General features: G+C 73.2%; 17 protein-coding genes. 5 read left to right on the top strand and 12 right to left on the bottom strand.

Going from position 1 to position 20984, the window contains the following annotated elements; all coding sequences use genetic code 11:
- Positions 1 to 39: 39 nt before the first annotated feature.
- The 11 genes from moeZ to ABD350_RS28840 form a co-directional block, all read right to left on the bottom strand.
- Positions 40 to 1218, bottom strand: coding sequence for an adenylyltransferase/sulfurtransferase MoeZ (gene moeZ / locus ABD350_RS28890; RefSeq protein ID WP_344351594.1), 1179 nt, complete (start codon positions 1216 to 1218; stop codon positions 40 to 42).
- A gap of 159 nt (positions 1219 to 1377) precedes the next feature.
- A complete protein-coding gene (locus ABD350_RS28885) occupies positions 1378 to 2337 on the bottom strand; it encodes an NAD-dependent epimerase/dehydratase family protein (protein ID WP_344351593.1) in 960 nt (319 codons plus the stop codon).
- A 214-nt stretch (positions 2338 to 2551) separates the two neighbouring features.
- The gene (locus tag ABD350_RS28880; protein WP_382466880.1) at positions 2552 to 3691 is read right to left on the bottom strand and encodes a hypothetical protein; all 1140 of its coding nucleotides are present in this window, start codon (positions 3689 to 3691) and stop codon (positions 2552 to 2554) included.
- A gap of 476 nt (positions 3692 to 4167) precedes the next feature.
- Positions 4168 to 5826 carry a DUF3492 domain-containing protein gene (locus ABD350_RS28875; protein ID WP_344351592.1) on the bottom strand — a complete coding sequence of 553 codons (1659 nt, stop codon included), beginning with the start codon at positions 5824 to 5826 and terminating at the stop codon, positions 4168 to 4170.
- Between the two features lie 246 nt (positions 5827 to 6072).
- Positions 6073 to 7665: a dipeptide ABC transporter ATP-binding protein gene (locus tag ABD350_RS28870; protein ID WP_344351591.1), complete on the bottom strand. Its 1593-nt coding sequence runs from the start codon at positions 7663 to 7665 to the stop codon at positions 6073 to 6075.
- Entirely contained in the window at positions 7662 to 8660 is a 999-nt protein-coding gene (locus ABD350_RS28865) for an ABC transporter permease (RefSeq protein WP_344351590.1), read from the bottom strand. Before ABD350_RS28865 ends, ABD350_RS28870 begins: the two co-directional genes overlap by 4 nt.
- Positions 8657 to 9715, bottom strand: a complete 1059-nt coding sequence (locus ABD350_RS28860) for an ABC transporter permease (protein ID WP_344351588.1) — start codon at positions 9713 to 9715, stop codon at positions 8657 to 8659. Before ABD350_RS28860 ends, ABD350_RS28865 begins: the two co-directional genes overlap by 4 nt.
- Before the next feature lie 4 nt (positions 9716 to 9719).
- Positions 9720 to 11438, bottom strand: coding sequence for an ABC transporter substrate-binding protein (locus ABD350_RS28855; protein ID WP_344351587.1), 1719 nt, complete (start codon positions 11436 to 11438; stop codon positions 9720 to 9722).
- Between the two features lie 253 nt (positions 11439 to 11691).
- Complete coding sequence (locus tag ABD350_RS28850) at positions 11692 to 11787, bottom strand: Ms4533A family Cys-rich leader peptide (protein WP_344351586.1); 96 nt, start codon at positions 11785 to 11787, stop codon at positions 11692 to 11694.
- A gap of 57 nt (positions 11788 to 11844) precedes the next feature.
- A complete protein-coding gene (locus tag ABD350_RS38060; protein ID WP_382466881.1) occupies positions 11845 to 12888 on the bottom strand; it encodes a DUF3152 domain-containing protein in 1044 nt (347 codons plus the stop codon).
- A 716-nt stretch (positions 12889 to 13604) separates the two neighbouring features.
- Positions 13605 to 14591: an alpha/beta fold hydrolase gene (locus ABD350_RS28840; protein ID WP_344351583.1), complete on the bottom strand. Its 987-nt coding sequence runs from the start codon at positions 14589 to 14591 to the stop codon at positions 13605 to 13607.
- A gap of 197 nt (positions 14592 to 14788) precedes the next feature.
- Here ABD350_RS28840 and ABD350_RS28835 point away from each other — a divergent pair, with 197 nt between their 5' ends.
- The 4 genes from ABD350_RS28835 to ABD350_RS28820 all read left to right on the top strand — a co-directional run bounded on the left by ABD350_RS28835 (position 14789) and on the right by ABD350_RS28820 (position 16710).
- Positions 14789 to 15022 carry a hypothetical protein gene (locus ABD350_RS28835; protein ID WP_344351581.1) on the top strand — a complete coding sequence of 78 codons (234 nt, stop codon included), beginning with the start codon at positions 14789 to 14791 and terminating at the stop codon, positions 15020 to 15022.
- Between the two features lie 156 nt (positions 15023 to 15178).
- Entirely contained in the window at positions 15179 to 15820 is a 642-nt protein-coding gene (locus ABD350_RS28830; RefSeq protein ID WP_344351579.1) for a TetR/AcrR family transcriptional regulator, read from the top strand.
- 177 nt (positions 15821 to 15997) lie between these two features.
- Positions 15998 to 16225: a DUF3107 domain-containing protein gene (locus ABD350_RS28825; protein WP_030614747.1), complete on the top strand. Its 228-nt coding sequence runs from the start codon at positions 15998 to 16000 to the stop codon at positions 16223 to 16225.
- A gap of 215 nt (positions 16226 to 16440) precedes the next feature.
- Entirely contained in the window at positions 16441 to 16710 is a 270-nt protein-coding gene (locus ABD350_RS28820; protein WP_344351577.1) for a hypothetical protein, read from the top strand.
- 72 nt (positions 16711 to 16782) lie between these two features.
- Here the strand turns inward: ABD350_RS28820 and ABD350_RS28815 are convergent, their stop codons facing one another.
- Entirely contained in the window at positions 16783 to 17529 is a 747-nt protein-coding gene (locus ABD350_RS28815; RefSeq protein WP_344351575.1) for a ferritin-like fold-containing protein, read from the bottom strand.
- A 524-nt stretch (positions 17530 to 18053) separates the two neighbouring features.
- On the opposite strand from ABD350_RS28815, the gene ABD350_RS28810 reads away from it, so the two are divergent.
- On the top strand, positions 18054 to 20891 hold the full coding sequence (locus tag ABD350_RS28810) for a DEAD/DEAH box helicase (RefSeq protein WP_344351633.1): 2838 nt from the start codon (positions 18054 to 18056) through the stop codon (positions 20889 to 20891).
- The last annotated feature ends 93 nt before the right edge of the window (positions 20892 to 20984 follow it).

Below are 20984 nucleotides of genomic sequence, written 5' to 3'. Positions count from 1 at the left end.
GTGGGCTTCTTCAGACCCGCCGGTCGGCGGGACCGTTGGTCAGTAGACCGGCTTGTGGGGTTCGATCTGGTTGACCCAGCCGATGACTCCGCCGCCGACGTGGACCGCGTCGGCGAAGCCGGCGGACTTCAGGACCGCGAGGACTTCCGCACTGCGGACACCCGTCTTGCAGTTCAGGACGATCTTCTTGTCCTGCGGGAGGTTCTCCAGGGCGGTGCCCATCAGGAACTCGTTCTTCGGGATCAGCGTGGCGCCCGGGATGGAGACGATCTCGAACTCGTTCGGCTCGCGGACGTCGATGATCTGGATGTTCTCGCCGTCGTCGATCCACTCCTTGAGCTGCTTGGGAGTGATCGTGGAGTCGATCGCCGCCGCCTGGGCCTCCTCGGAGACGACGCCGCAGAAGGCCTCGTAGTCGATCAGCTCGGTGACGGTCGGGTTCTCGCCGCAGACCGCGCAGTTGGGGTCCTTGCGGACCTTGACCTGGCGGTACTGCATCTCCAGGGCGTCGTAGATCATCAGGCGGCCGACCAGCGGATCACCGATGCCGGCGAGGAGCTTGATGGCCTCGTTGACCTGGATGGAGCCGACCGACGCGCACAGCACGCCCAGCACGCCGCCCTCGGCGCAGGAGGGGACCATGCCGGGGGGCGGCGGCTCCGGGTACAGGCAGCGGTAGCAGGGGCCGTGCTCGGACCAGAAGACGGACGCCTGGCCGTCGAAGCGGTAGATCGAGCCCCAGACGTACGGCTTGTTCAGCAGCACACACGCGTCGTTGACCAGGTAGCGGGTCGCGAAGTTGTCGGTGCCGTCGATGATCAGGTCGTACTGGCTGAAGATGTCCATCACGTTGTCGGCTTCGAGCCGCTCCTCGTGAAGGATCACGTTCACGTACGGGTTGATGCCCTTGACGGTGTCACGGGCCGACTCGGCCTTGGAGCGGCCGATGTCGGACTGGCTGTGGATGATCTGGCGCTGCAGGTTCGACTCGTCGACCTCGTCGAACTCCACGATGCCGAGGGTGCCCACGCCCGCGGCGGCCAGGTACATCAGCGCCGGCGAGCCCAGGCCGCCGGCGCCCACACAGAGCACCTTGGCGTTCTTCAGCCGCTTCTGCCCGTCCATGCCCACATCGGGGATGATCAGGTGGCGGGAGTACCTGCGAACCTCGTCTACGGTGAGCTCGGAAGCCGGCTCGACCAGGGGTGGCAGCGACACGGGGACTCCGTTGGTCGGTCAATCACTACAGTTGTTCTCCTCGTAACACTGCCACGCCCTTCTTCATTCCGAGACACCCGTTCCGAGGCGCGAGACGAAGTCGTCCCAGCAGCCGGGCATCGTCCCCGGGGGGCCGGTCCGTCCGGGCGCCGGCACTGGTCAGATGCGGCAGGCCGCCTCCATCCAGATGTCGGCCAGGGACTCTTCGAGATTGATGCGGGGCCGCCAGCCGAGGCGGTCGCGGGCGGTGCGTACGTCGGCCTGCTGCCAGCTGCCGCAGCCGTCCGGGTAGGGATAGGCCACCGGGGGCGTGTGGTCGGCGTCGGCGCGGGGATGCCCGAGGGCGGTGCGCAGCGGCCCGGGCGGGGTGTCCAGTTCGTGGAGGGCGCCGCCGTATCCGGCCACGCGCGCGAGCACGGCGGCGGCGTCCCTGAGGCGGACGGCGCGGCCGGAGCCGATGTTGATGACACCTTGCGCGGCCGACAGCGAGGCGGCGTGCACGGCCCGGGCCACATCGCGTACGTCGACGAAGTCGCGCTGGACGCCGAGGCCGCCGAGCTTGAGTTCGCCGTCGCCGGACTGCATGGCGCGGCGCATGGCCTCGGCGAGCCGGCCCAGCGGGGAGCCGGCCGGGGTGCCGGGGCCGGCCGGCGAGAAGACCCGCAGGACGACCGCGTCCAGGCCGGAGCCGAGGACCAGTTCGGTCGCGGCGAGCTTGCTGACGCCGTAGGGGCCGCCGGGGCGCGGTACGGCGTCCTCGGGCGTGGAGGAGCCGGGCTGGCTGGGGCCGTACTCGGAACCGCAGCCGATCTGCACCAGGCGGGCACCGCAGCCGCTGCGGCGCAGCGCCTCGCAGACCGTGGCCACGGCGACGGTGTTGTGCCGGGTGAGTTCGCGGGCGCCGCCGCGGGTCGCGCCGGCGCAGTTGATGACGACCCCGGGGTGGACCGCGTCCAGGAAGCGGGTGAGTGCGCCCGGGCTGCCGGTGGCGAGGTCGAAGCGGACGTCGGCGTCGTCGCCGCGGCCGAGCGCGGTGAGCTGGACGGCCGGGTCGGCGAGCAGGCGGTCGGCGACGAAGCGGCCGATGAATCCGTTGGCTCCGATCAGCAGGACCCTCATCGGGCGGCTCCCGGGGTGTGCGCGCCGGTGGTACCGGCCGTTTCGACGGCTCGTGCGGCTGCTCCGGACGCTCCGGCGGTTCCGGTGGCTCCGGACGCTCCGGGTCGGGAGGTGGTCATCTGGTGTTCTCCTTCAGAGGGATGGTGCGCATGCCCGCAGAGGGATGCTGCGGATGCCTGCGGCGAGTGGGTCGGGCCGGCGGCGGGCGGGGCATTCACCGGGGTGCTCCCGTGGGAGCGTGGGCCGAGGCCCGGGTGAGGGTGCGGCCGGCGTGCCACAGCAGGGCCAGGGCCGCGGTACCGCAGGCGAGGGCCGGTACGGCGGTCTCGCCCCAGGCGTCTACGAGGGTCTGGACCGGCACCGCCAGGAAGGCACAGCCGGGCAGCCGGGCGGCCACCGGCAACGCCAGGGCCAGCGCCTCCACCAGCGCGACGGCGCCCAGCGCACGCGCGGGGGCGCGCCGGTGGTGGCGCGTGGTGAGCAGGCGGGCGGGCAGCAGCAGGGCACCCAGGGTGAGGGCCTGCGGGTAGGCCGCGGGCTGGTGCAGGGCGGTGCCGCACAGCGCGAGCAGGACGGCGAGCGCGGTCAGGAACAGGGCGTACGCGCCGAGCAGCAGGGGTGTGACGGCGGCCGTGAACTGCCTCAGGGTCCGGCTGCCGGCGAGCCCGCGGTGGGCGCCGGCGGCGAGGAGGTGCGCGCACCAGGCCGCGGGGGCGCAGGCCAGCAGGAGGGCCAGGGCGGGTGCGGTGGCCGTGGGCCAGGGGCCGTCCGGGGCGCCGGTGGGCGGGGCGTCGGGGCCGCCCGACAGGACGGCGTGGAGGAGACCGTCACCGAGGAGGGCGTACCCGAGCAGCCAGAGCGTCCACGCGCGCGTGCCGACGGTGGTGCGCCCCGCGTGAGTGTGGGGCGGGGTGCGCCCCGCGCGGGTACCGGGCGCGGTACGCCACGCGCGCGTGCCCGGCGGTCCGGCGAGCGGGCCGTGGCGCAGTGCCGCGCGTGTGGCGAGGGCTACGGCGAGGAGGCCGCCGACTGACACCAGCAGGCGCGGGGTCCCCTGGGCGAGGCGCAGTCCGGTCACCGTGACCGCGCCGAGCGCACCGGGCAGGAGGGTGAGCAGGAGCCAGCCGGCTCGGACCCGGGGCACCGGCGGGGGCTGGGCCCCCGCGTCCGAGGGCCGCTCGGTGTCGCGCGGCACGCGCGCGTGCAGTTCCTCGGCGAGCGAGAAGACGTCACGGTGGCGGTAGTGGGCGGCGGTCCGGTCGGTGATGCCGTACGCCTCCAGCCCCACGGCGATCTCCAACGGGTCCACGGCCCGCTCGCACAGCCCCCGGTGCCGGTGCAGCAGGGCTTTCACCGGGTCTCCGGACCCGTACGGAACACCCCGGTCCCGCGACTGCCCGCCGAAGCCGGCAGACGGTGCGGGACCGCTCCCAGCCCCCCGGCCGGCCGGACCTGCCAACGGGTCGAAGGCGCGCCCGAAGCCCTGCGCACCCGCAGACAAGGGGCCGGCCGACAACCGCTCCTCCCCCGAGGGCTCCCCCGGCAACCGGCCCGCCCCCGACGGCTCCCCCGACACGCCGTCCCGTCCCGACACCCGACCCGTCGGCACCCACTGCCCCGACCGGGCGTCCCACGGGTCCGCGCCGCTCGGCATCGCCGGGTGGTCCGAACCGGCCGGGTCTCTCCGGGCCAGGGCGCCGTCGCCGGGGTCGTCCACCGTTCCGGCGGCCGGCCCGCCCGGCTCGCCGCGCCCCTCCCGGGGCTCGGCGGTGGGCTCTGCGGTCCGGCCCGAATCCGCTGCGCTGCCGGGCGTCCGGCGCTCCGGGTGTCTCATCGTGCCTCCTCCACCGACGGCCGGGTGGTGTCCGCCGCCCAGGCGGGGACACCGCGGGGCAGAACGCGGTCCGCGGGACCGGTCCAGTGGCCCGCGCCGAGGGACTCGGCGGGGGCCGCGAAGGGACGGGGCTCGTCCGGAGCGGCCCGGCGGACCGGGCAGCGCGAGACGATCTCCAGGTAGATGCCGTGAAACGCCGCGATGTTCCGCTCCGCGGTGAACAGTTCGAGCGCCCTGGCGCGCGCGGCGGCACCCAGGCGCGCACGGCGCTCGGGGTCGCGCAGCAGCACCACGCACGCCTCCGCGAGTGCCCTGGGGTCGTACGGCGGTACGACCAGTCCCGTGCCGCCGATGACCTCCGCGACCGCGCCCACGTCCGCCGACACCGTGGCCCGGCCGCTGAGCATGGCCTCCACCAGGCCGGCCGGGAAACCGTCCGCCCCGCCGGAGTGGACGACGACCGCTCCGGCGGCGTACGCGTCCGGCGCCCCCGTCTCCTCGAAGGAGACCGGACGGTCGCCCTCCGTCCCGCCGGGGAACAGCCGCGCGGCCAGTTCCCGGCAGTGACCGAGATAGGCCGCGCCCTCGGTGCCGGACGGCGCCCCCACGACGCGCAGGCGTGTCTTGGGCTCCTCCCGGCGGACCTCGGCGAAGGCGTGCAGCAGGGTCTCCAGGTCCTTGGCCGGGTGCACCGGACCGGCCCAGACCAGCGTGTCCGGGTCGGTCCACGGCGTCGACTCGCCGGCCTCCGCGTACGGTTCGGGCGCCGTGCCGGGGTACACCGTGCGGATCCGGGCCCGGTCGGCACCGCACCGTTCCTGCCAGCGGCGCGCGTGCGCGTCGCCCGCGGTGAGGAGTGCGGCCGCGCGGTACACCTCGGCCGTGAGCCGGCCGTGGAAGGCGGCGAGCACGGCGCGTACGGCGGGGGCGGCGGTGTGCGGGCCGGACGTCAGGTAGTGCGTGCGCAGGTGCACGACGTACTCGGTGACGAGCAGCGGCACACCGTGGAAGTGCCGGGCGAGCAGCCCGCAGAGGGCGGGCGGGCCGCCCGTGGTGGCGTGGCAGAGGTCGGCCGCGCCGAGGGCGTCGTCGTCGTACCAGTCGAGCGAGAGAGGGCGCAGGGCGCGTTCGAGGTGGGCGGCGATGGTGAGCAGGTCGGATACCCGCGCCTCATGCGCCGTGCACAGCGCCCGGGGGGCGCGGCAGGCTCGCTCCAGGGCGCGTACGGCGATGTCCGAGCGCAGGGCGCCGCCCAGTCCGCCCTTGTCGCGGGCGAGTTCGGCGAGCCCGTACAGCGCACTGCCGAAACGGTCCGCCAGGTTTCCGGCCGCGACCGGCGCCTCCGTCCCGGGCACGTTCCCGGCGGTCCCGGCGCCCGCGCACACCGCCCCGGCCAGTTCCTCGTAGCACTCGGCGAAGCGTCGGCGGGCGCGCCGGCCGTAGGCGGGCTCCTCGGCCGTCCACGGCGGCGCCGTACGCACCCGGCGGACCTGTGGCGGCAGTGGGACACGGCGGTTCCCGGCCTCCTGGCGCGGGCCGTGGCCGAGCGCGTAGACGTCGAACTCGTGCTGCTCAAGCCCGCGCACCAGCCGGTCGCACCAGAGCCCGGCGTCACCGCTCACATACGGATAGCCACCCTCGGTAAGCAGCCCCATGCGCACGTGTGCACCCCCGGTCTCCCGTCTCGGGAGCCGCCGTCGGGCCGGCGGCTCGCAGCGGGATGAACGTAAGGGGACGAGGCGGGGGTGCGACGGACGGTTGTCCGTCGCACCACCAAAAGGGGTGAACGGTCGTAACTTTCGCGTGCGGGTCGCGTTCGCCCGCGCTAATACGTCACACGGTGAACGCGCGAGCGCGAGACGTTACGGCGTCCGGGGCGGGCAGGGGTATGACGGCGGGTCCTAGGCCGCCGCCGGTTCGTGCCGGGCGGCGCGCCGCCGGGCCGCCAGTTCCGGGTCCAGCGCGGGTACGGCGGCCAGGAGCTGCCTGGTGTACGGCTCGCGCGGGCTGTCGTAGACCTCGTCGGCGGGCCCGTACTCGACGAGCCGGCCGCGCCGCATCACCGCGACCCGGTCGCTGACCTGGCGGACCACGGCGAGGTCGTGTGCGATGAAGACCAGCGCCAGGCCGAGTTCCCGCTGGAGTTCGCCCAGCAGGGCGACCACCTGGGCCTGGGTGGTGACGTCGAGCGCGGAGACCGGCTCGTCGCAGACGAGGGCGCGCGGCTCGGCGGCGAGCGCCCGCGCGATGCCGACGCGCTGGCGCTGACCGCCGCTGAACTCGTGCGGGTAGCGGTCGTAGTGCGCCCGTTCGAGCCCCACGCGCTCCAGCAGCTCCGACACCCGCCCGCGGATGCGCTCCTCGTCGCGTTCGCCCCGGGCGCGGAGCGGGTCGGCGATGGACTCGCCGACGCTCCGGCGGGGGTTGAGGGAGGAGGCGGGGTCCTGGAAGACCATCTGGACGGCCGGGTTCACCCCGGTGTGCCGGCGCCCCTCGTAGCGGATCTCGCCGGCGGTCGGCTCCAGCAGCCCGACCAGCATGCGGCCGAGCGTCGTCTTGCCGCTGCCGCTCTCGCCGACCACGCCGAGGGTCTCCCCGCGCCGGACGGTCACCGAGACGTCGTCCACGGCCGCGAACACCCGCCTGCCGCGCCCGAACTCGCGCCGCACCCCGGTGGCCTCCAGCACGACCTCGCCGGTGGCCGGGGAACCGGTCCGGCGGGCGTCCACGCGCGGGACGGCGTCGAGCAGTTCGCAGGTGTACGGCTCCGCGGGCGCGGCGAGGACGGCGCCGACCGGGCCGCGCTCGACGGCTCTGCCGTGCCGCATGACGAGGATGTCGTCCACGCTCTCGGCGGCCACGCCGACGTCGTGGGTGACGAGCAGCAGGCCCATCCCGGTCTCCGCGCGCAGGGCGTGCAGCAGATCGAGGATCTGGGCCTGGACGGTGACGTCGAGGGCGGTCGTCGGCTCGTCGGCGATCAGCAGGTCCGGCTCGCCGGCCAGGGCCATGGCGATGAGGGCGCGCTGGCGCATGCCGCCGCTGAACTCGTGCGGCCGAAAGCGGGCCCGCCGTGCCGCGTCCGGAATCCCGACCCGGTCCAGTACGTCGACGGCACGCGCGCGTGCGGCGCGGCGCGTGACGCGCGCGTGGACGCGGTACACCTCGGCGATCTGGTCGCCGATCGCGTAGTACGGGTCGAGTGAGGACAGCGGGTCCTGGAAGACCATGGCCGCCTTGGCGCCGCGCAGCCGGCGCAGCTCCTCGTCACCGGCCGCCTGGACGTCGGTGCCGGCCACCCGGACCGAGCCGCCGACGCGGGCGCCGGTGCCCCGGTGCAGGCCCAGCAGGGCGCCCGCGACCGTGGACTTGCCGGAGCCGGACTCACCGACCAGGGCGAGGGCGGCGCCCTCCGCCAGGCTGAAGGAGAGCCCGTCGACGGCGCGCAGGGCCCCGAACTCGACGGTCAGGTCCGTCACTTCCACCAGGCTCATGCGAGCACCACCCGTCGGTCGGCCATCGCGTACAGGATGTCCGCGACGGCGTTGGCGAGGACCACGAAGAAGCCGGTCACCAGGACCATGCCGACGACCACCGGCAGATCGACGACCTTGACCGCGCGTACCAGTTCCTGGCCGATGCCGGGCAGGCCGAACAGGGTCTCGGTCAGGACGGCGCCGCCGATGGCCGAGCCGACGGTGACCGCGTTGAGCGCGATGACGGAGGCCGCCGCGCCGCGCAGCGCGTGCCGGGCGATCACCGCGCGTTCGCCGACGCCGTAGGCGCGGAAGGTGCGGATGTGGTCCTCGGCCAGCGTCTCCAGCATCGTCGCCCGGGTCAGCCGGGCGAAGCCGGCCGCCTCGATGAGGGCGAGGGACAGCCAGGGCAGCAGCAGGTTCCACGCCCACTGTTCGGGATCGTCGGTGAAGTCCACGTACTGCGGGAAGGGCAGCAGCCGCAGCTCGCCGCAGACGACGATCATCAGGACCAGCCCGATGACGAAGACGGGGGTGGCGACGCCCGCGAGGGTGACCGCGGTCAGCACGCGCTCGGAGAGCCGGCCGCGCCGCCAGGCGGACAGCACGCCCGTGCCGACGCCGAGCAGCAGCCAGATCACCATCGCGCCGGACACCAGCGAGAAGCTCACCGGCAGCTTGGCCAGGACGATGTCGGTGACCTCCCGGCCGGTCTGGTACGACTGGCCCAGGCAGGGCGCCGCGCAGTGCTCCACGGAGGTGCCCGTGGAGTAGTCCTGGCCTGCGAAGACACCTTGGAGGAAGTGCCAGTAGCGCACGTACAGCGGGTCGTCGAGGTGGAGTTGCAGGGCCACCTGGTGGACCTGGGCCGGGGAGCAGCGCGGGCCGCAGGTGATCTGGGCGACGTTGCCGGGGGTGACGTAGAAGACCACGTAGATGATCACCGAGAGCACGAACAGGGTGACCACGGCGCCGGCGAGCCGGCGCAGGACGAAACCGGGGAAGCCGTTCACGCCCCCTCCTCCTTCTCCGGCACGGACCGCGGCGCGGTGGCCGGTACGGGTACGGCCGTCTCGGCGCGGGCCTCCCGTTTGCGGCCGGTGCCGACGCGCAGCCGGGAGGCGGCGCGCGGGTCGAGGGCGACGCGGACGCCGTCGCCGAGGACGGTCATCGCGAACACGGTCACGAACAGGGCGAGGGCGGGCAGCAGCAGGTACTGCGGGGCCGCCTCGTACCAGACGTCGGCGCTGGTGAGCATCTGGCCCCAGGACGGGGTGGGCGGCTTGACGCCGACGCCGAGGAAGGACAGGGCCGCCTCGGCGCTGATGTTCCCCGGGACCAGCAGCGCGGCGTAGGTGATGACCGGCGCGGCGAGGCCCGGGAGGAGTTCGCGTACGGCGGTCCGCCGGCTGCTCCATCCGCTGAGCCGGGAGGCGGAGACGTAGTCGAGGCTCTTCAGGGCGAGCGTCTGCGCGCGCACCATCTTCGCCATCGTGGACCATCCGGCGACCAGGGCGAGGATCAGCGCGACCAGGACCGGCCGGGGGAAGCCGTCGGGTACGACGGCCAGCAGGGCCAGCGCCATGATCATCAGCGGCATCGACACGAAGATGTCGGTGATCCGGCTCAGGACCAGGTCGACCCAGCGGTTGCCCAGCCCGGCGGCCACGCCCATCGCGACACCGAGGAGGACCTGGACCACCATGGCGCCCAGCGCCACGCCCAGGGAGACCCGCGCGCCGTAGACCAGCCGGGCGAACATGTCCCGTCCGGTCTGCGGTTCGACACCCAGCCAGTGGTCGGCGCTCGCGCCGCCGAAGGAGCCGATGGGCACGCCTCCGCGGGCGGAGTCGATCAGGTCGGGGTGGTAGGTGGTGGGGTCCTGGCCCTCCAGGGCGGTGAGCAGCGGCGCGGCGAGCGCGACCAGGACGAGCAGGGCGACCACGACGGCGGCGACGAGAGCGGCGCGCTGCGCCCGCAGCCGGCGCCAGAACTGGCGGGCCCCCGAGACCGCCGGGACGGTGGTGTCCGTCCCGGCGGTCCCGACGGCGACAAGTGCCTCGCTCACGGCGCTACTTCACCGCGACCTGGGAGACGTCCAGGACACCGGTCCAGTCGCTGATGACGATGTTCTTGACGTCCTTGCCGTACAGACGCTTGTAGACCGGGTGGAACAGCGGCACGACGAGGGCCTTCTCGCCGATCTTCTTGTCCAGTGCACCCCAGCGCCGGGCGGCGGCGTCAAGGTCGGTCAACTTGTTGATCGCGTCAATCTCGTCATTGACCGACTTGTCGTTGAGCAGGCCCGTGTTGAAGTTCGCTCCATCGTTGACGACCTGCCGGCCGTCGAAGATGGGGGCGAGGAAAGGACCGCCGGACGGCCAGTCCGCGCCCCAGTGGGCGAGGAAGAGACCCGGCTCGGACTTCACATTGTGGATCTTGTCCTTGTAGTCGTTGTCCTCCAGGCCCTGGAGCCTGACCGTGATGCCGGCTTTCTTGAGCGCGTCCTGGACGGCGGTGGCGATCTCCGGGCTGGTCTCGAAGTCCTTGCTGTTGGAGTGGGTCAGCGTGATGGTGAGCCCGTTCTTGTGACCGGCCTGCGCCAGCAGCTCCCTGGCCTTCGCCGGATCGCCGGAGGCGCCGGCCGGGAACGGGTCGTACGGCGTGTAGCCGAAGGACTTCTGGTTCGGCAGGAAGGTGGTGGCGGGCTCCGCGAGGGCGCTGCCGCCGGCCGCGTTGACCACGGAGGAGCGGTCGATGGCGTGGGCGATCGCCTGGCGCACCTTGGGGTTGTCGAACGGCTTCACCTTCGGATTGAACGCGAGGTAGTTGGTGTAACCGAAGCGACCGGTGCCCACGCGGGCGGCCAGCTCCTTGTCACCGCTCACCTTGGCGAGTTCGGCGGGGCCGAGGTTGGTGTCCGTGGTGACGGCTGCCGCGTCCGCTCCCTGGGACGCGGACAGCCGCTGGTTGATCACCGAGGAGTCGAGCCCGGAGCGCACGTCGACGGTGTCCGGGTACGCCTTGCGCTCGGCGTCGGTCGCCGGCGACCAGTTCGGGTTGCGCTCCAGAACGAGGTGCTCGCCGTCGTTCTCGTTCTTGACGACCTTGTACGGGCCGGAGGAGACCGGGTGCGACTCGTACTTGGTGCCGGTGTCCTTGTCCTTGGGCACCGGGGTGAACTGCGTCTGGGTGGCGAGGTACGGGAACTCGCCCTCGGGCTTGTTCAGATGGAAGACGATGGTCCGCTCGTCCGGCGTCTCGATCGCCGACAGGCCCTTCTTGTCCTTGTACGGCCCCTGGTAGTCGGCGGCACCGGCCAGCCAGTCCCGCAGATAGGGGGCGCCGCCGGAGAGTTCGGGGGCGAAGGAGCGCTCGATGCCGTACTTGATGTCGGCCGAGGTGATCGGCGTGCCGTCCTCGTACTTGAGGCCCTTCTTCAAGGTGTACGTCCACACGGTCGCGTCCTTGTTGGGGCGGCCCGTGTCGGTGGCGAGGTCCGGTACGACCTCGGCGCCGGCCTCGCCGTTCTCGCGGTTGCGCGTGGTGAGGGTGCGGAAGACCAGCGAGGGGACGTTTCCGCCGCCGGAGGTGTACAGGCGCGCGGGGTCGAAGTCGCTCTGCGGCTGGGAGTTCAGGATCGTGAGCGTGCCGCCCTTGCGGGGCGTGGAGTCGCCACCGGAGCCCTTGGCATCGCTGTCCTCCGGGCCGCAGGCGGCGACGCCCGCTGCCACGACCAGGCTGACGGATGCCGCTGCCAGGCGGCGCGCTCTGACGGAGGGTTGACGCATCGGAATGACGACCTCTCGGGATGACGAGTCGGAACGAGTCGAGTGGATCGAGGGTTGATCGAGGGTTATCGATGGTTGATCAACGTGTCGCTCGACGGGCGAGTCGAGGTTTCTCGACAGGTGAGACATGTAGACGAGGAGTGAGACGACTGCGGACAGACGTCGGTCCCGGCGTCGGGTCGTCGGAAAATCCGTGACACGGTCACGGAGAAAAGGGGTGAACAGTCGCGACGCTAACGCCGGGGAGGCGGCGTCAGCGACAGTGGATGTCGGCCACGCAGAGTGCGGTCACGCCGAAGAGCGCCAGCTCGATGGCGGCGCTCGCGGGGGCGGCATGACTAGACCACATGCGCAGAAATATGAGTGACCATACGGGCTTATGTCAATGTGACATGAGCAGCGCCTGTCAACTCCCCGGATACGGCCAGGGGTTGGCCCGGCAGTGGATCCCGTCGTGGTCCAGGAACTTGGTCTGCTGCTGCATCACCGGCGCCAGTTCGCCGTTCTTCTCGCAGGTGACGTGTCCGTGGCCGAGCCGATGACCGACCTCATGGTTGATCAACATCTGCCGGTACGCATGGATCCGTTCACCGTACGTCGGGCTTCCTTGAGCCCACCGATACGCATTGATCATGACGCGTTCGGTCGCGGCCGAGTCGCAGGAAACGTTGTCCTCGGTCGTGTCCAGACCCGACTTGGCGCACCACTTGGCGGTGGTGCCGGGGCTGGCCAGCGTGATCACGAAGTCGGGCGAGCCGGAGGAGACGCGCTCGAAGGTGCGCGCACCGCCGTGGGCCCAGCTGCGCGGGTCGTTGAGTGTCTTCTGCACGGCCTCGGCGAACAGGGCGCCGTCCAGCCCCAGCCCCTGCTCGACATCGACGCGGTAGCGGTACTTCTGCCCGGTACCGGGCGCCTTGTCGAAGCCGGGCACGGCGTCGAACTTTCCGGACCCGCTCAGCGTCGCGCCGAGCGGATACGTACGGCTCATCTTCTGGTCGTACGTCAGGGGCGCCGCGCTCGGCACGGCGGACGGCGCCGACTCGCCGGTGGTCCGGGTGTCGTGCGCGTGGCCGGTGGCGGACCGCGACCGTACGTCGCCGTCGTCCCGCGCCTTGGTCACCTGGCCGGCGACCATCACCGCGAGCACGGTGGTGACGGCGGCCGCCGCGATGCCGGTGAAGGCCCGCCCCTTGCCACCGCCACGCGGCGCGGGCACACCGGTGCCGGACGCCTGCGGCGGCTCGGCCGGCTGCCCGGTCGTACGAGGGGCGGGGCCGGTGCCGGTACCGGAGCCGCCGGGGCTCCGGGGCCCGGCACCGCGCGGACCGGTGCCCGGTCCTTCGACGGCGCCGGCGCCGTCGAAGGCTTCGAGGTACTCCTGACGGGGACCCGGCCCGGAGCCGCGCCGCGCACCGGCCGACCCCGCCTGCCGCTGCCGCGGCAGCACCACACCGGGCCCACCGGCCCCGGCCTTACCGCCGAACTCGCCCCAGCCGCCCCCGGCTTCCCGCTGCTCAGGGTGCCCGCCCCGCGCGGAACCACCTTCGGTACCACCCTCGGGACGACTCGGCACACCGCGCGCGCGAGTGCCGTCGACAGCCCCGGACGCGCCGTGCGCGCCGTGCGCGGAAGCGGCATCGTGGCCATCGGCCGTGCCATGCGCGGGAGCGGCACCGTGGCCGTCCGCCATGCCGTACGCGGGCGCACCGTCGGAGAACCCGGGCGCGCCATGCGCGGGACCACCGGAATGGCCCCCGGACGTGCCGTGCGCAGGGGTACCGGCAGGGGACCCGGGCGCGCCGTGCGCGGTGGCGCCGACAGGGGCTCCGGACGTGCCCCGCGCGGGAGCGCCGTCGGGCCGCCGGGGTCCGTCGGGTGCCCAGGCAGCGCCGGAAACCCCCGGCAGGCCCTGCGCGGAGCCGTCGCCGGACGGCCCAGGCGCGCCCTGGACCCGGGCGGCTCCCTCCGCGAGCCTCCGTACGGCCGGAGTGCCGTCGGGCAGCCCAGGAGTGCCCGGCCCGGGCGAGTCGCCGACCGGTGCCCCGGGCATCGTGTGCTGCCGGCCGTCGGCGCGGTTGCCGTGTCTGCCGGTGCGTTCCGGTGTTATGTCCGTCGTCTCGGTCCTGGGGGCCGGTCCGCGGCGGCTGTGGCGTCCCACCCTGGCCCTCAGCTCCTCGCGTCCGGGGCGGTGCCGCCGGCGTCGGCCGGCTGCGCGAGCAGTTCCCGGAACGCCCCGGCGACCACGTCGGGGTACTCCATCATCGCCACGTGCCCGGCGTCCGGCAGGGTCACCAGCCGGGAGTGGCGGAAGGCACCGGCGGCCTTGCGGGCCATGCGGAAGCCGACGAGCCGGTCCCGGCCGCCGTAGATCAGCAGGGTGGGGGCCAGCACCCGTTCGGCCTGGCGCCACAGCCCGTGCTGTCCGCCGAGCGTGTACGCGTTGACGATGCCGCGCGCCGAACGGGCCATCGCGTCCCAGAAGTACGGCAGCCGCAGCCGCCGCTCCAGCTCCTCCACGGCCTGCCGGAACGCCTCCGGCGTCACCTTCCCGGGGTCGCCGTAGCACAGCCCCATCACCCCGCGCACCCGCTGCTCGGGGGTCCACTCCTTGGTGAGGCGGGTGAACAGGGCGGCGATCCCGGGCACACCGAGCAGCCCGGTCGGCACCGCCGTGCGCTGGATGCGCAGTTCCGGCAGGGCGGGCGAGACGAGCGTGAGCGTGCGGACGAGGTCGGGGCGCACGGCGGCCACGCGCGTGGCGACCGCGCCGCCGAGCGAGTTGCCGAAGAGGTGGGCCGGGCCGCGGCCGGCCGCGTCGAGATAGCGGATGACCGCGCGCGCGTGCCCGGTGACGGAGTAGTCGCCGTCGTCCGGGGGCGGGGAGTCGCCGAAGCCCGGCAGGTCCACCGCCTCGCTGTCCACGACGTCGGCCAGCTCGGCCATCAGCGGCGACCAGTTCTGCGAGGAACCGCCGAGTCCGTGGACGTAGAGCGCGGGCGGCAGGCCCTCGCGCGCGGGCTGCCGGGAACGGACCGTCAGCGTGACACCGGGCAGCCCCACGGACCGCAGTCGCTCGCCCTCACCGACCCGGACGGGCGCCACTCGGGGAAGAACACTGGCGGCCGGCACGGACGGCGACTCGGTCGAAGACATGCGGCAATGTTACGAGGTGATCACGTCCGGATTCATGTGTTCGCCATCACAGAGTGAAACGTAACCGGATGGAGAACCGGACAGCGGACGGGCCTGATGGCATGGCGTCCGGGTCAGCAGTCTCCTAGGCTCGTACAGAGGGCACCCGCGTGTGGCCCCTGCTGTCTCCAGGGACGTTCGTAGGAAGGGAGCCCACCATGGCCTATGACCCCACAGAGCCCGACGCGATCGAGGACATCGAGGAGCTGGAGGCCGCGGCGGCCACGGAGTTCGGCGTCGAGGCGCCCGAGGTGGACGCCGCCGAGCAGCACACGGACATCGCGCCGGATCGCGACGACCCCCTGACGGGTCTGGACCCGGAGCGGGGGAACGAGGCCGATCTCATGGAGCAGGCACGCGTCGTCGCGCTCGACGAGGACGACTACCGCTGACTTCGCGGGACCCCGGCCGACCGCCTCGGGACGCCGCACGGCTTTCGCCGTCGTCCGGTACGTGAAATTCTGCGCTCGCACCGCGCACACCACTGTTACCGAAAAGTACGATGGCCGCGCGGCCGAGACCGCATGTGGACGACTTTGGGAGGCGGCGTGACAGCCATCGAGCAAACTGAGGCGGCACGCCCGCGCGGCACCCGTCTGCCGCGCCGAGCCCGGCGGAACCAGCTGTTGGGCGCCGCTCAGGAGGTATTCGTCGCGCAGGGGTACCACGCGGCGGCGATGGACGACATCGCCGAGCGGGCCGGGGTGAGCAAGCCGGTGCTCTACCAGCACTTCCCCGGCAAGCTCGACCTCTATCTCGCGCTGCTGGACCAGCACTGCGAGTCGCTGATCCAGGCCGTGCGCAGCGCGCTGGCGTCGACCACCGACAACAAGCAGCGCGTCCGGGCGACGATGGACGCCTACTTCGCCTATGTGGAGGACGACGGCGGGGCCTTCCGGCTGGTCTTCGAGTCCGACCTGACCAACGAGCCCGCGGTGCGCGAGCGTGTGGACAAGGTCACCAACGAGTGCGCCGAGGCGATCTGCGACGTGATCGCGGAGGACACCGGCCTGTCCCGTGCGGAGTCGATGCTGCTCGCCTCCGGCCTCGGCGGGCTCGCCCAGGTGGTCGCCCGCTCCTGGCTGCACAGCGACCGCAGCGTCCCGCGCGATCAGGCGGTGCAGCTGCTGGCCTCGCTGGCCTGGCGGGGCATCGCCGGCTTCCCGCTGCACGGCACCGAGCACCACTGACGGACGCGCCTTGCGGGGCCGCTGTCGGCCGTTCCGGGAGCGGCCCCGGTTTGTTCCCGCCCGGTGTTCGCTCCTGGCGTTCCCTCCCGCGGCGTGCGGATCCCCTCACCGGGCTAATGTGTGCTGGGTACGGCGCGGTTGATCGCGCACATCACTGACCGTCGGAGGGACATAGCCGTGGAGGTCAAGATCGGCGTGCAGCACGCGCCCCGCGAGATCGTTCTGGAGAGCGGTCAGAGCGTCGAGGAAGTCGAGGGCATCGTGGCCGAGGCGCTGGCCGGCAAGACGGGGCTGCTCAGCCTCCAGGACGAGAAGGGCCGCAAGGTCCTGGTGCCGACGGACCGGCTGGCGTACGTGGAGATCGGCGAGCCGACCGTGCGCAAGGTGGGTTTCGGCGCGCTCTGAGCGGAAAGCTTCGCGCTCCGCGCCGAAGTCGTCGAAAGGGCCCGGCGGCCGTGTGCCGCCGGGCCCTTCCGCATGGTTCGCACACACCTGCGTACACGCGTCCGTACACACATACGGAGCACGACTTCTCCACAGCCAAGGATTGCAATCCGCAGGTCACGGGTATGACGGGCTACAACCGTCGAGCCGGACCGGCCGTGGGAGGGACCCCCGACATGATCTTCGAAGCACTCGGCTCCGCCGTGCTCGGTCTGATCCTCGCCTGGGCGGGGGCGCTCCGCCTCGCCCACCGGCTGCCGGCCCGCCCCCTGGTGTTCTCGACGGGCGTGGCCGGAGCCCTCTTCGGCGACTTCGTCACCCGGACCGCCCTGGGACCCGGCACCGCTCTGCTCAGCCTGCTGGGTGCCGCGGTCATCTCGGTGGCGTCGCTGTCCCTGCTGCTGCGCCCGGCGGGCCGCCTGCGCCGACGATCGGCACCGGCATAGCCGACGATCAGCACCGGCACAAGGGACCCGGAAGGCCGGTGCCCGGACCGCGGGCCGGGGCCGTACCCGAGTTCAGGCCGCGAGGCCCAGCGCGGCCATCCGCTTGGTGTGCGCCTCGGTGATCCGGGAGAACATCCTGCCGACCTCGGCGAGGTCGAAACCGTCGGCCACGCCCCCCACGAGCATCGTGGACAGCGCGTCCCGCTCGGCGACCACCCGCTGCGACTGCGACAGCGCCTCGCCCATCAGCCGTCGCGCCCACAGCGCCAGCCGACCGCCGACGCGCGGGTCGGCGTCGATGGCGGCCCGCACCTTCTCCACCGCGAACCCGGCGTGCCCGGTGTCGTCCAGCACGGCGAGCACCAGCTCCCGCGTGTCGGAGTCGAGGCGTGCGGCGACCTCCCGGTAGAAGTCGCTGGCGATCGAGTCGCCGACGTACGCCTTGACCAGTCCCTCCAGCCAGTCCGAGGGCGCGGTCTGCCGGTGGAAGCCGTCGAGCGCGGCCACGAACGGGTCCATGGCGGCCGTCGGCTCCTCGCCGATCCCGGTCAGCCGGTCCCGCAGCCGCTCGAAGTGGTGGAACTCGGCCGAGGCCATCTTCGCCAGCTCCGCCTTGTCCGCGAGGGTGGGCGCCAGCTTGGCGTCCTCCGCGAGCCGCTCGAACGCCGCCAGCTCTCCGTAGGCGAGCGCGCCGAGCAGGTCCACGACGGCGGCGCGGTACTGCGGGTCGGCGGACGCCTGCGCCCAGTCCTGGGCGGCGACACCGGTGGGGCCGGAAGGTTCGGCGGACGCGTTCTCAGGCTTGTCAGAGCTAGTCATGAGGCGCACAATAGCCCGCTCGGCGGCACGCTCAAGTCCCCGGCCGATCACCCCGGATCCCCGGCCGATCACTGTGACCACCACTACGTGACCGAATCGGCCATCGCATGTGCGTCGATCCGGGGTATGGTGGTAATGCGCCTGCTGAGTGCGTCGACGGTGTTCGACGTGTCCCGACAGGCCGCACGCATGAGGATGCCCGGTCGGTGGCCCGATCGGCTCCGACCCGACAGCTCTCCACGACCGTACGGCTCAGACCGTACGACAACGGGAGAGACCCTCAGTGGTACGAGCGCTAGAGCGTCGGCAGAGGTCCCGTGTCTTACGGCTTGCCCGAGTGGTTCGTCCGTACGGCGGCCGACGTCCCCCGGCACGGTCAGCACATGACCCCCGCGCTCGCCTCGCACCGCGCACACAGAAGAGGCAGCACCCTGACTACGACGTTTCGAGAACTCGGGATCCTCCCCGAGACCGCCGAGGCCCTGGAAGCCGTCGGCATCATCAACCCCTTCCCCATCCAGGAGATGACGCTCCCCGTAGCCCTGTCCGGCACGGACGTCATCGGCCAGGCCAAGACCGGCACCGGAAAGACGCTGGGCTTCGGCCTTCCGCTCCTTGAGCGCGTCACCGTCCCCGCCGACGTCGAGGCCGGGCGCGCCACCCCCGAAGCCCTCACCGACGCCCCGCAGGCCCTCGTCGTGGTCCCCACGCGCGAGCTGTGCACCCAGGTCACCAACGACCTGCTGACGGCGGGCAAGGCCCGCAACGTCCGCGTGCTCGCGATCTACGGCGGCCGGGCGTACGAACCTCAGGTCGAGGCCCTGAAGAAGGGCGTCGACGTGATCGTCGGCACCCCGGGCCGGCTGCTGGACCTCGCGGGCCAGAAGAAGCTGGACCTGAAGCACGTCAAGTGCCTGGTCCTCGACGAGGCCGACGAGATGCTCGACCTGGGCTTCCTGCCCGACGTCGAGAAGATCATCGACATGCTGCCGGCCAAGCGCCAGACCATGCTGTTCTCGGCGACCATGCCGGGCGCGGTCATCGGCCTCGCGCGCCGTTACATGTCCCGGCCCACGCACATCCGCGCCACCGCGCCGGACGACGAGGGCGCCACGGTCGCGAACATCAAGCAGTTCGTGTACCGCGCGCACAACATGGACAAGCCGGAGATGGTCGCCCGCATCCTGCAGGCCGAGGGCCGCGGCCTGGCGATGATCTTCTGCCGTACCAAGCGGACGGCCGCCGACATCGCCGAACAGCTCCAGCGGCGCGGTTTCGCCTCCGGCGCGGTCCACGGCGACCTCGGCCAGGGCGCCCGCGAGCAGGCGCTGCGCGCCTTCCGCAACGGCAAGGTCGACGTCCTCGTCTGCACCGACGTCGCCGCGCGCGGCATCGACGTCGAGGGCGTCACCCACGTCATCAACTACCAGTCCCCCGAGGACGAGAAGACCTACCTGCACCGCGTCGGCCGTACCGGCCGGGCGGGCGCCAAGGGTACGGCGATCACGTTCGTCGACTGGGACGACATCCCGCGCTGGCAGCTGATCAACAAGGCGCTGGAGCTGGACTTCCACGACCCGGTGGAGACGTACTCCAGTTCTCCGCACCTCTTCACCGACCTGGGCATCCCCGAGGGCACCAAGGGCATCCTGCCGCGCTCCGAGCGGACCCGTGCCGGTCTGGACGCGGAGGAGCTGGAGGACCTGGGCGAGACCGGCGGCCGGGGCGCGCGCGGCCGTGGCCGCGGTGGCCGGGACGACCGGAGCGACCGGAGCGACCGGGCCCAGTCGTCCGACCGCTCGGCGTCGGCCGAGCGTGAGCGTCCGGCCCGTACGCCGCGCCGGCGCCGCCGTACGCGCGGCGGAGCGCCGGTGGACGCGGCCCCCGCCGTGACCGCGCCGGCCACCGAGGCCGCCGGGACGGAGGAGGCCCAGGCCGCCACCCGTACCCCGCGCCGCCGGCGCCGTACGCGCGGCGGAGCGGCCCCGCAGCCGGTGACGGCCGCTGCGGCCGCCACGGCGACCGAGACGGCGCCCGCCGTCGAGCCGGTGGCCCTGGTGGAGGCTCCCGCCGCCGTGGAGGAGGCGCCGGAGAAGCCGCGCCGCCGCCGCACGCGCAAGTCGTCGGCGACCGAGCCGGTGACGAGTGAGGCTTCGGCGACGACGGAGGCCCCGGAGGCTACGGCCCCGGTGACGGAGCCCGCGCCCGAGCGAGTGACCGAGCCTGCGGTGACGGCCACCCCGGTGGCGGAGTCCGCGCCCGAGGCCGCGCCGGCGACGGAGGCCAAGCCGCGCCGCCGTACGCGGAAGACGGCCGAGCCGGCCCCCGAGGCGGAAGCGGCCGTGGACACGGCCGACGCCGCGAAGGAGCCCAAGCCGCGCCGGACGCGGAAGACGGCTGCCGCGGCACCGGAAGCCGCCGAGGCGGAGGCCGAGGCCAAGCCGCGCCGCACCCGCAAGACGGCTGCCGCCGTGGAGGCCCCCGAGGCCGAGGCCAAGCCGCGCCGTACGCGCAAGACGGCTGCCGCCGCCGAAGCCCCCGCGGACACCGCCGAGGGCACGGAGGCCAAGCCGCGCCGCACCCGCAAGACCGCGGCTGCCGTGGAGGCCCCCGAGGCCGAGGCGGAGGCCAAGCCGCGCCGGACGCGGAAGGCCGCTGCCACGGCACCGGAGGCCGCCGAGGCGGAGGCCAAGCCCAAGCGCACCCGCAAGACCGCCGCGACCGCGCCGGAAGCCGCCGAGGCCGAGGCCAAGCCGCGCCGTACGCGCAAGACGGCTGCCGCCGTGGAGGCCCCCGAGGCCGAAGCCGAGGCCAAGCCGCGCCGTACGCGCAAGACCGCGGCTGCCGTGGAGGCCCCCGAGGCCGAGGCCGAGGCCAAGCCGCGCCGTACGCGCAAGACGGCTGCCGCCGCCGAAGCCCCCGAGGCCGAGGCGGAGGCCAAGCCCAAGCGCACCCGCAAGACCGCCGCGACCGCGCCGGAGACCGCCGGGGCCGAGGCGGAGGCCAAGCCGCGCCGGACCCGGAAGACCGCCGCAGCCACGCCCGAGGCCCCCGAGGCCGAGGCCGAGGCCAAGCCGCGCCGGACGCGCAAGACGGCTGCCGCCGCCGAAGCCGCCGGTGACGGGGAAGCGGTCGCCGCTCCGAAGGCGCGGCGGGCCCGTAAGACCACGGCCGCCGAGGGGGCTGCTCCGGAGATTCCGGCGCAGTCCACCGAGGAGCCGGAGGTCAAGCCGCGGCGCCGGACCCGGAAGGCGGCGGAGTCCGCTGCCGAGACGGCCGGTGAGAGCGGCGCCGGTACGACGACGCCCAAGCCGCGCCGGACCCGCAAGGCCACGGCCGCCGCGGAGGCGCCCGAGGCCTGAGCCGGCGCCGCACGCGCGGCGACGGCAGGGCATCAGTTCCGGTCCGATGGCCGGGTTCACGACAGTGGACCCGGCCATCGGCGTCTCCGCCCG

The organism is Streptomyces nogalater (assembly GCF_039532885.1).
Lineage (GTDB): Bacteria > Actinomycetota > Actinomycetes > Streptomycetales > Streptomycetaceae > Streptomyces > Streptomyces nogalater.
The sequence above is the reverse complement of the archived record's forward strand: the minus strand, read 5'-3'. Positions and strand labels throughout refer to the sequence as shown.

Coding starts and splice junctions, on each gene's coding strand:
- ABD350_RS28855 (WP_344351587.1), bottom strand. CDS start 11,438: ATGCGTCAACCCTCCGTCAGAGCGCGCCGCCTGGCAGCGGCATCCGTC.
- ABD350_RS28870 (WP_344351591.1), bottom strand. CDS start 7,665: ATGAGCCTGGTGGAAGTGACGGACCTGACCGTCGAGTTCGGGGCCCTG.
- ABD350_RS28840 (WP_344351583.1), bottom strand. CDS start 14,591: ATGTCTTCGACCGAGTCGCCGTCCGTGCCGGCCGCCAGTGTTCTTCCC.
- ABD350_RS28810 (WP_344351633.1), top strand. CDS start 18,054: ATGACGCTCCCCGTAGCCCTGTCCGGCACGGACGTCATCGGCCAGGCC.
- ABD350_RS28820 (WP_344351577.1), top strand. CDS start 16,441: ATGATCTTCGAAGCACTCGGCTCCGCCGTGCTCGGTCTGATCCTCGCC.
- ABD350_RS28850 (WP_344351586.1), bottom strand. CDS start 11,787: ATGTGGTCTAGTCATGCCGCCCCCGCGAGCGCCGCCATCGAGCTGGCG.
- ABD350_RS28815 (WP_344351575.1), bottom strand. CDS start 17,529: ATGACTAGCTCTGACAAGCCTGAGAACGCGTCCGCCGAACCTTCCGGC.
- ABD350_RS28885 (WP_344351593.1), bottom strand. CDS start 2,337: ATGAGGGTCCTGCTGATCGGAGCCAACGGATTCATCGGCCGCTTCGTC.
- ABD350_RS28835 (WP_344351581.1), top strand. CDS start 14,789: ATGGCCTATGACCCCACAGAGCCCGACGCGATCGAGGACATCGAGGAG.
- ABD350_RS28875 (WP_344351592.1), bottom strand. CDS start 5,826: ATGGGGCTGCTTACCGAGGGTGGCTATCCGTATGTGAGCGGTGACGCC.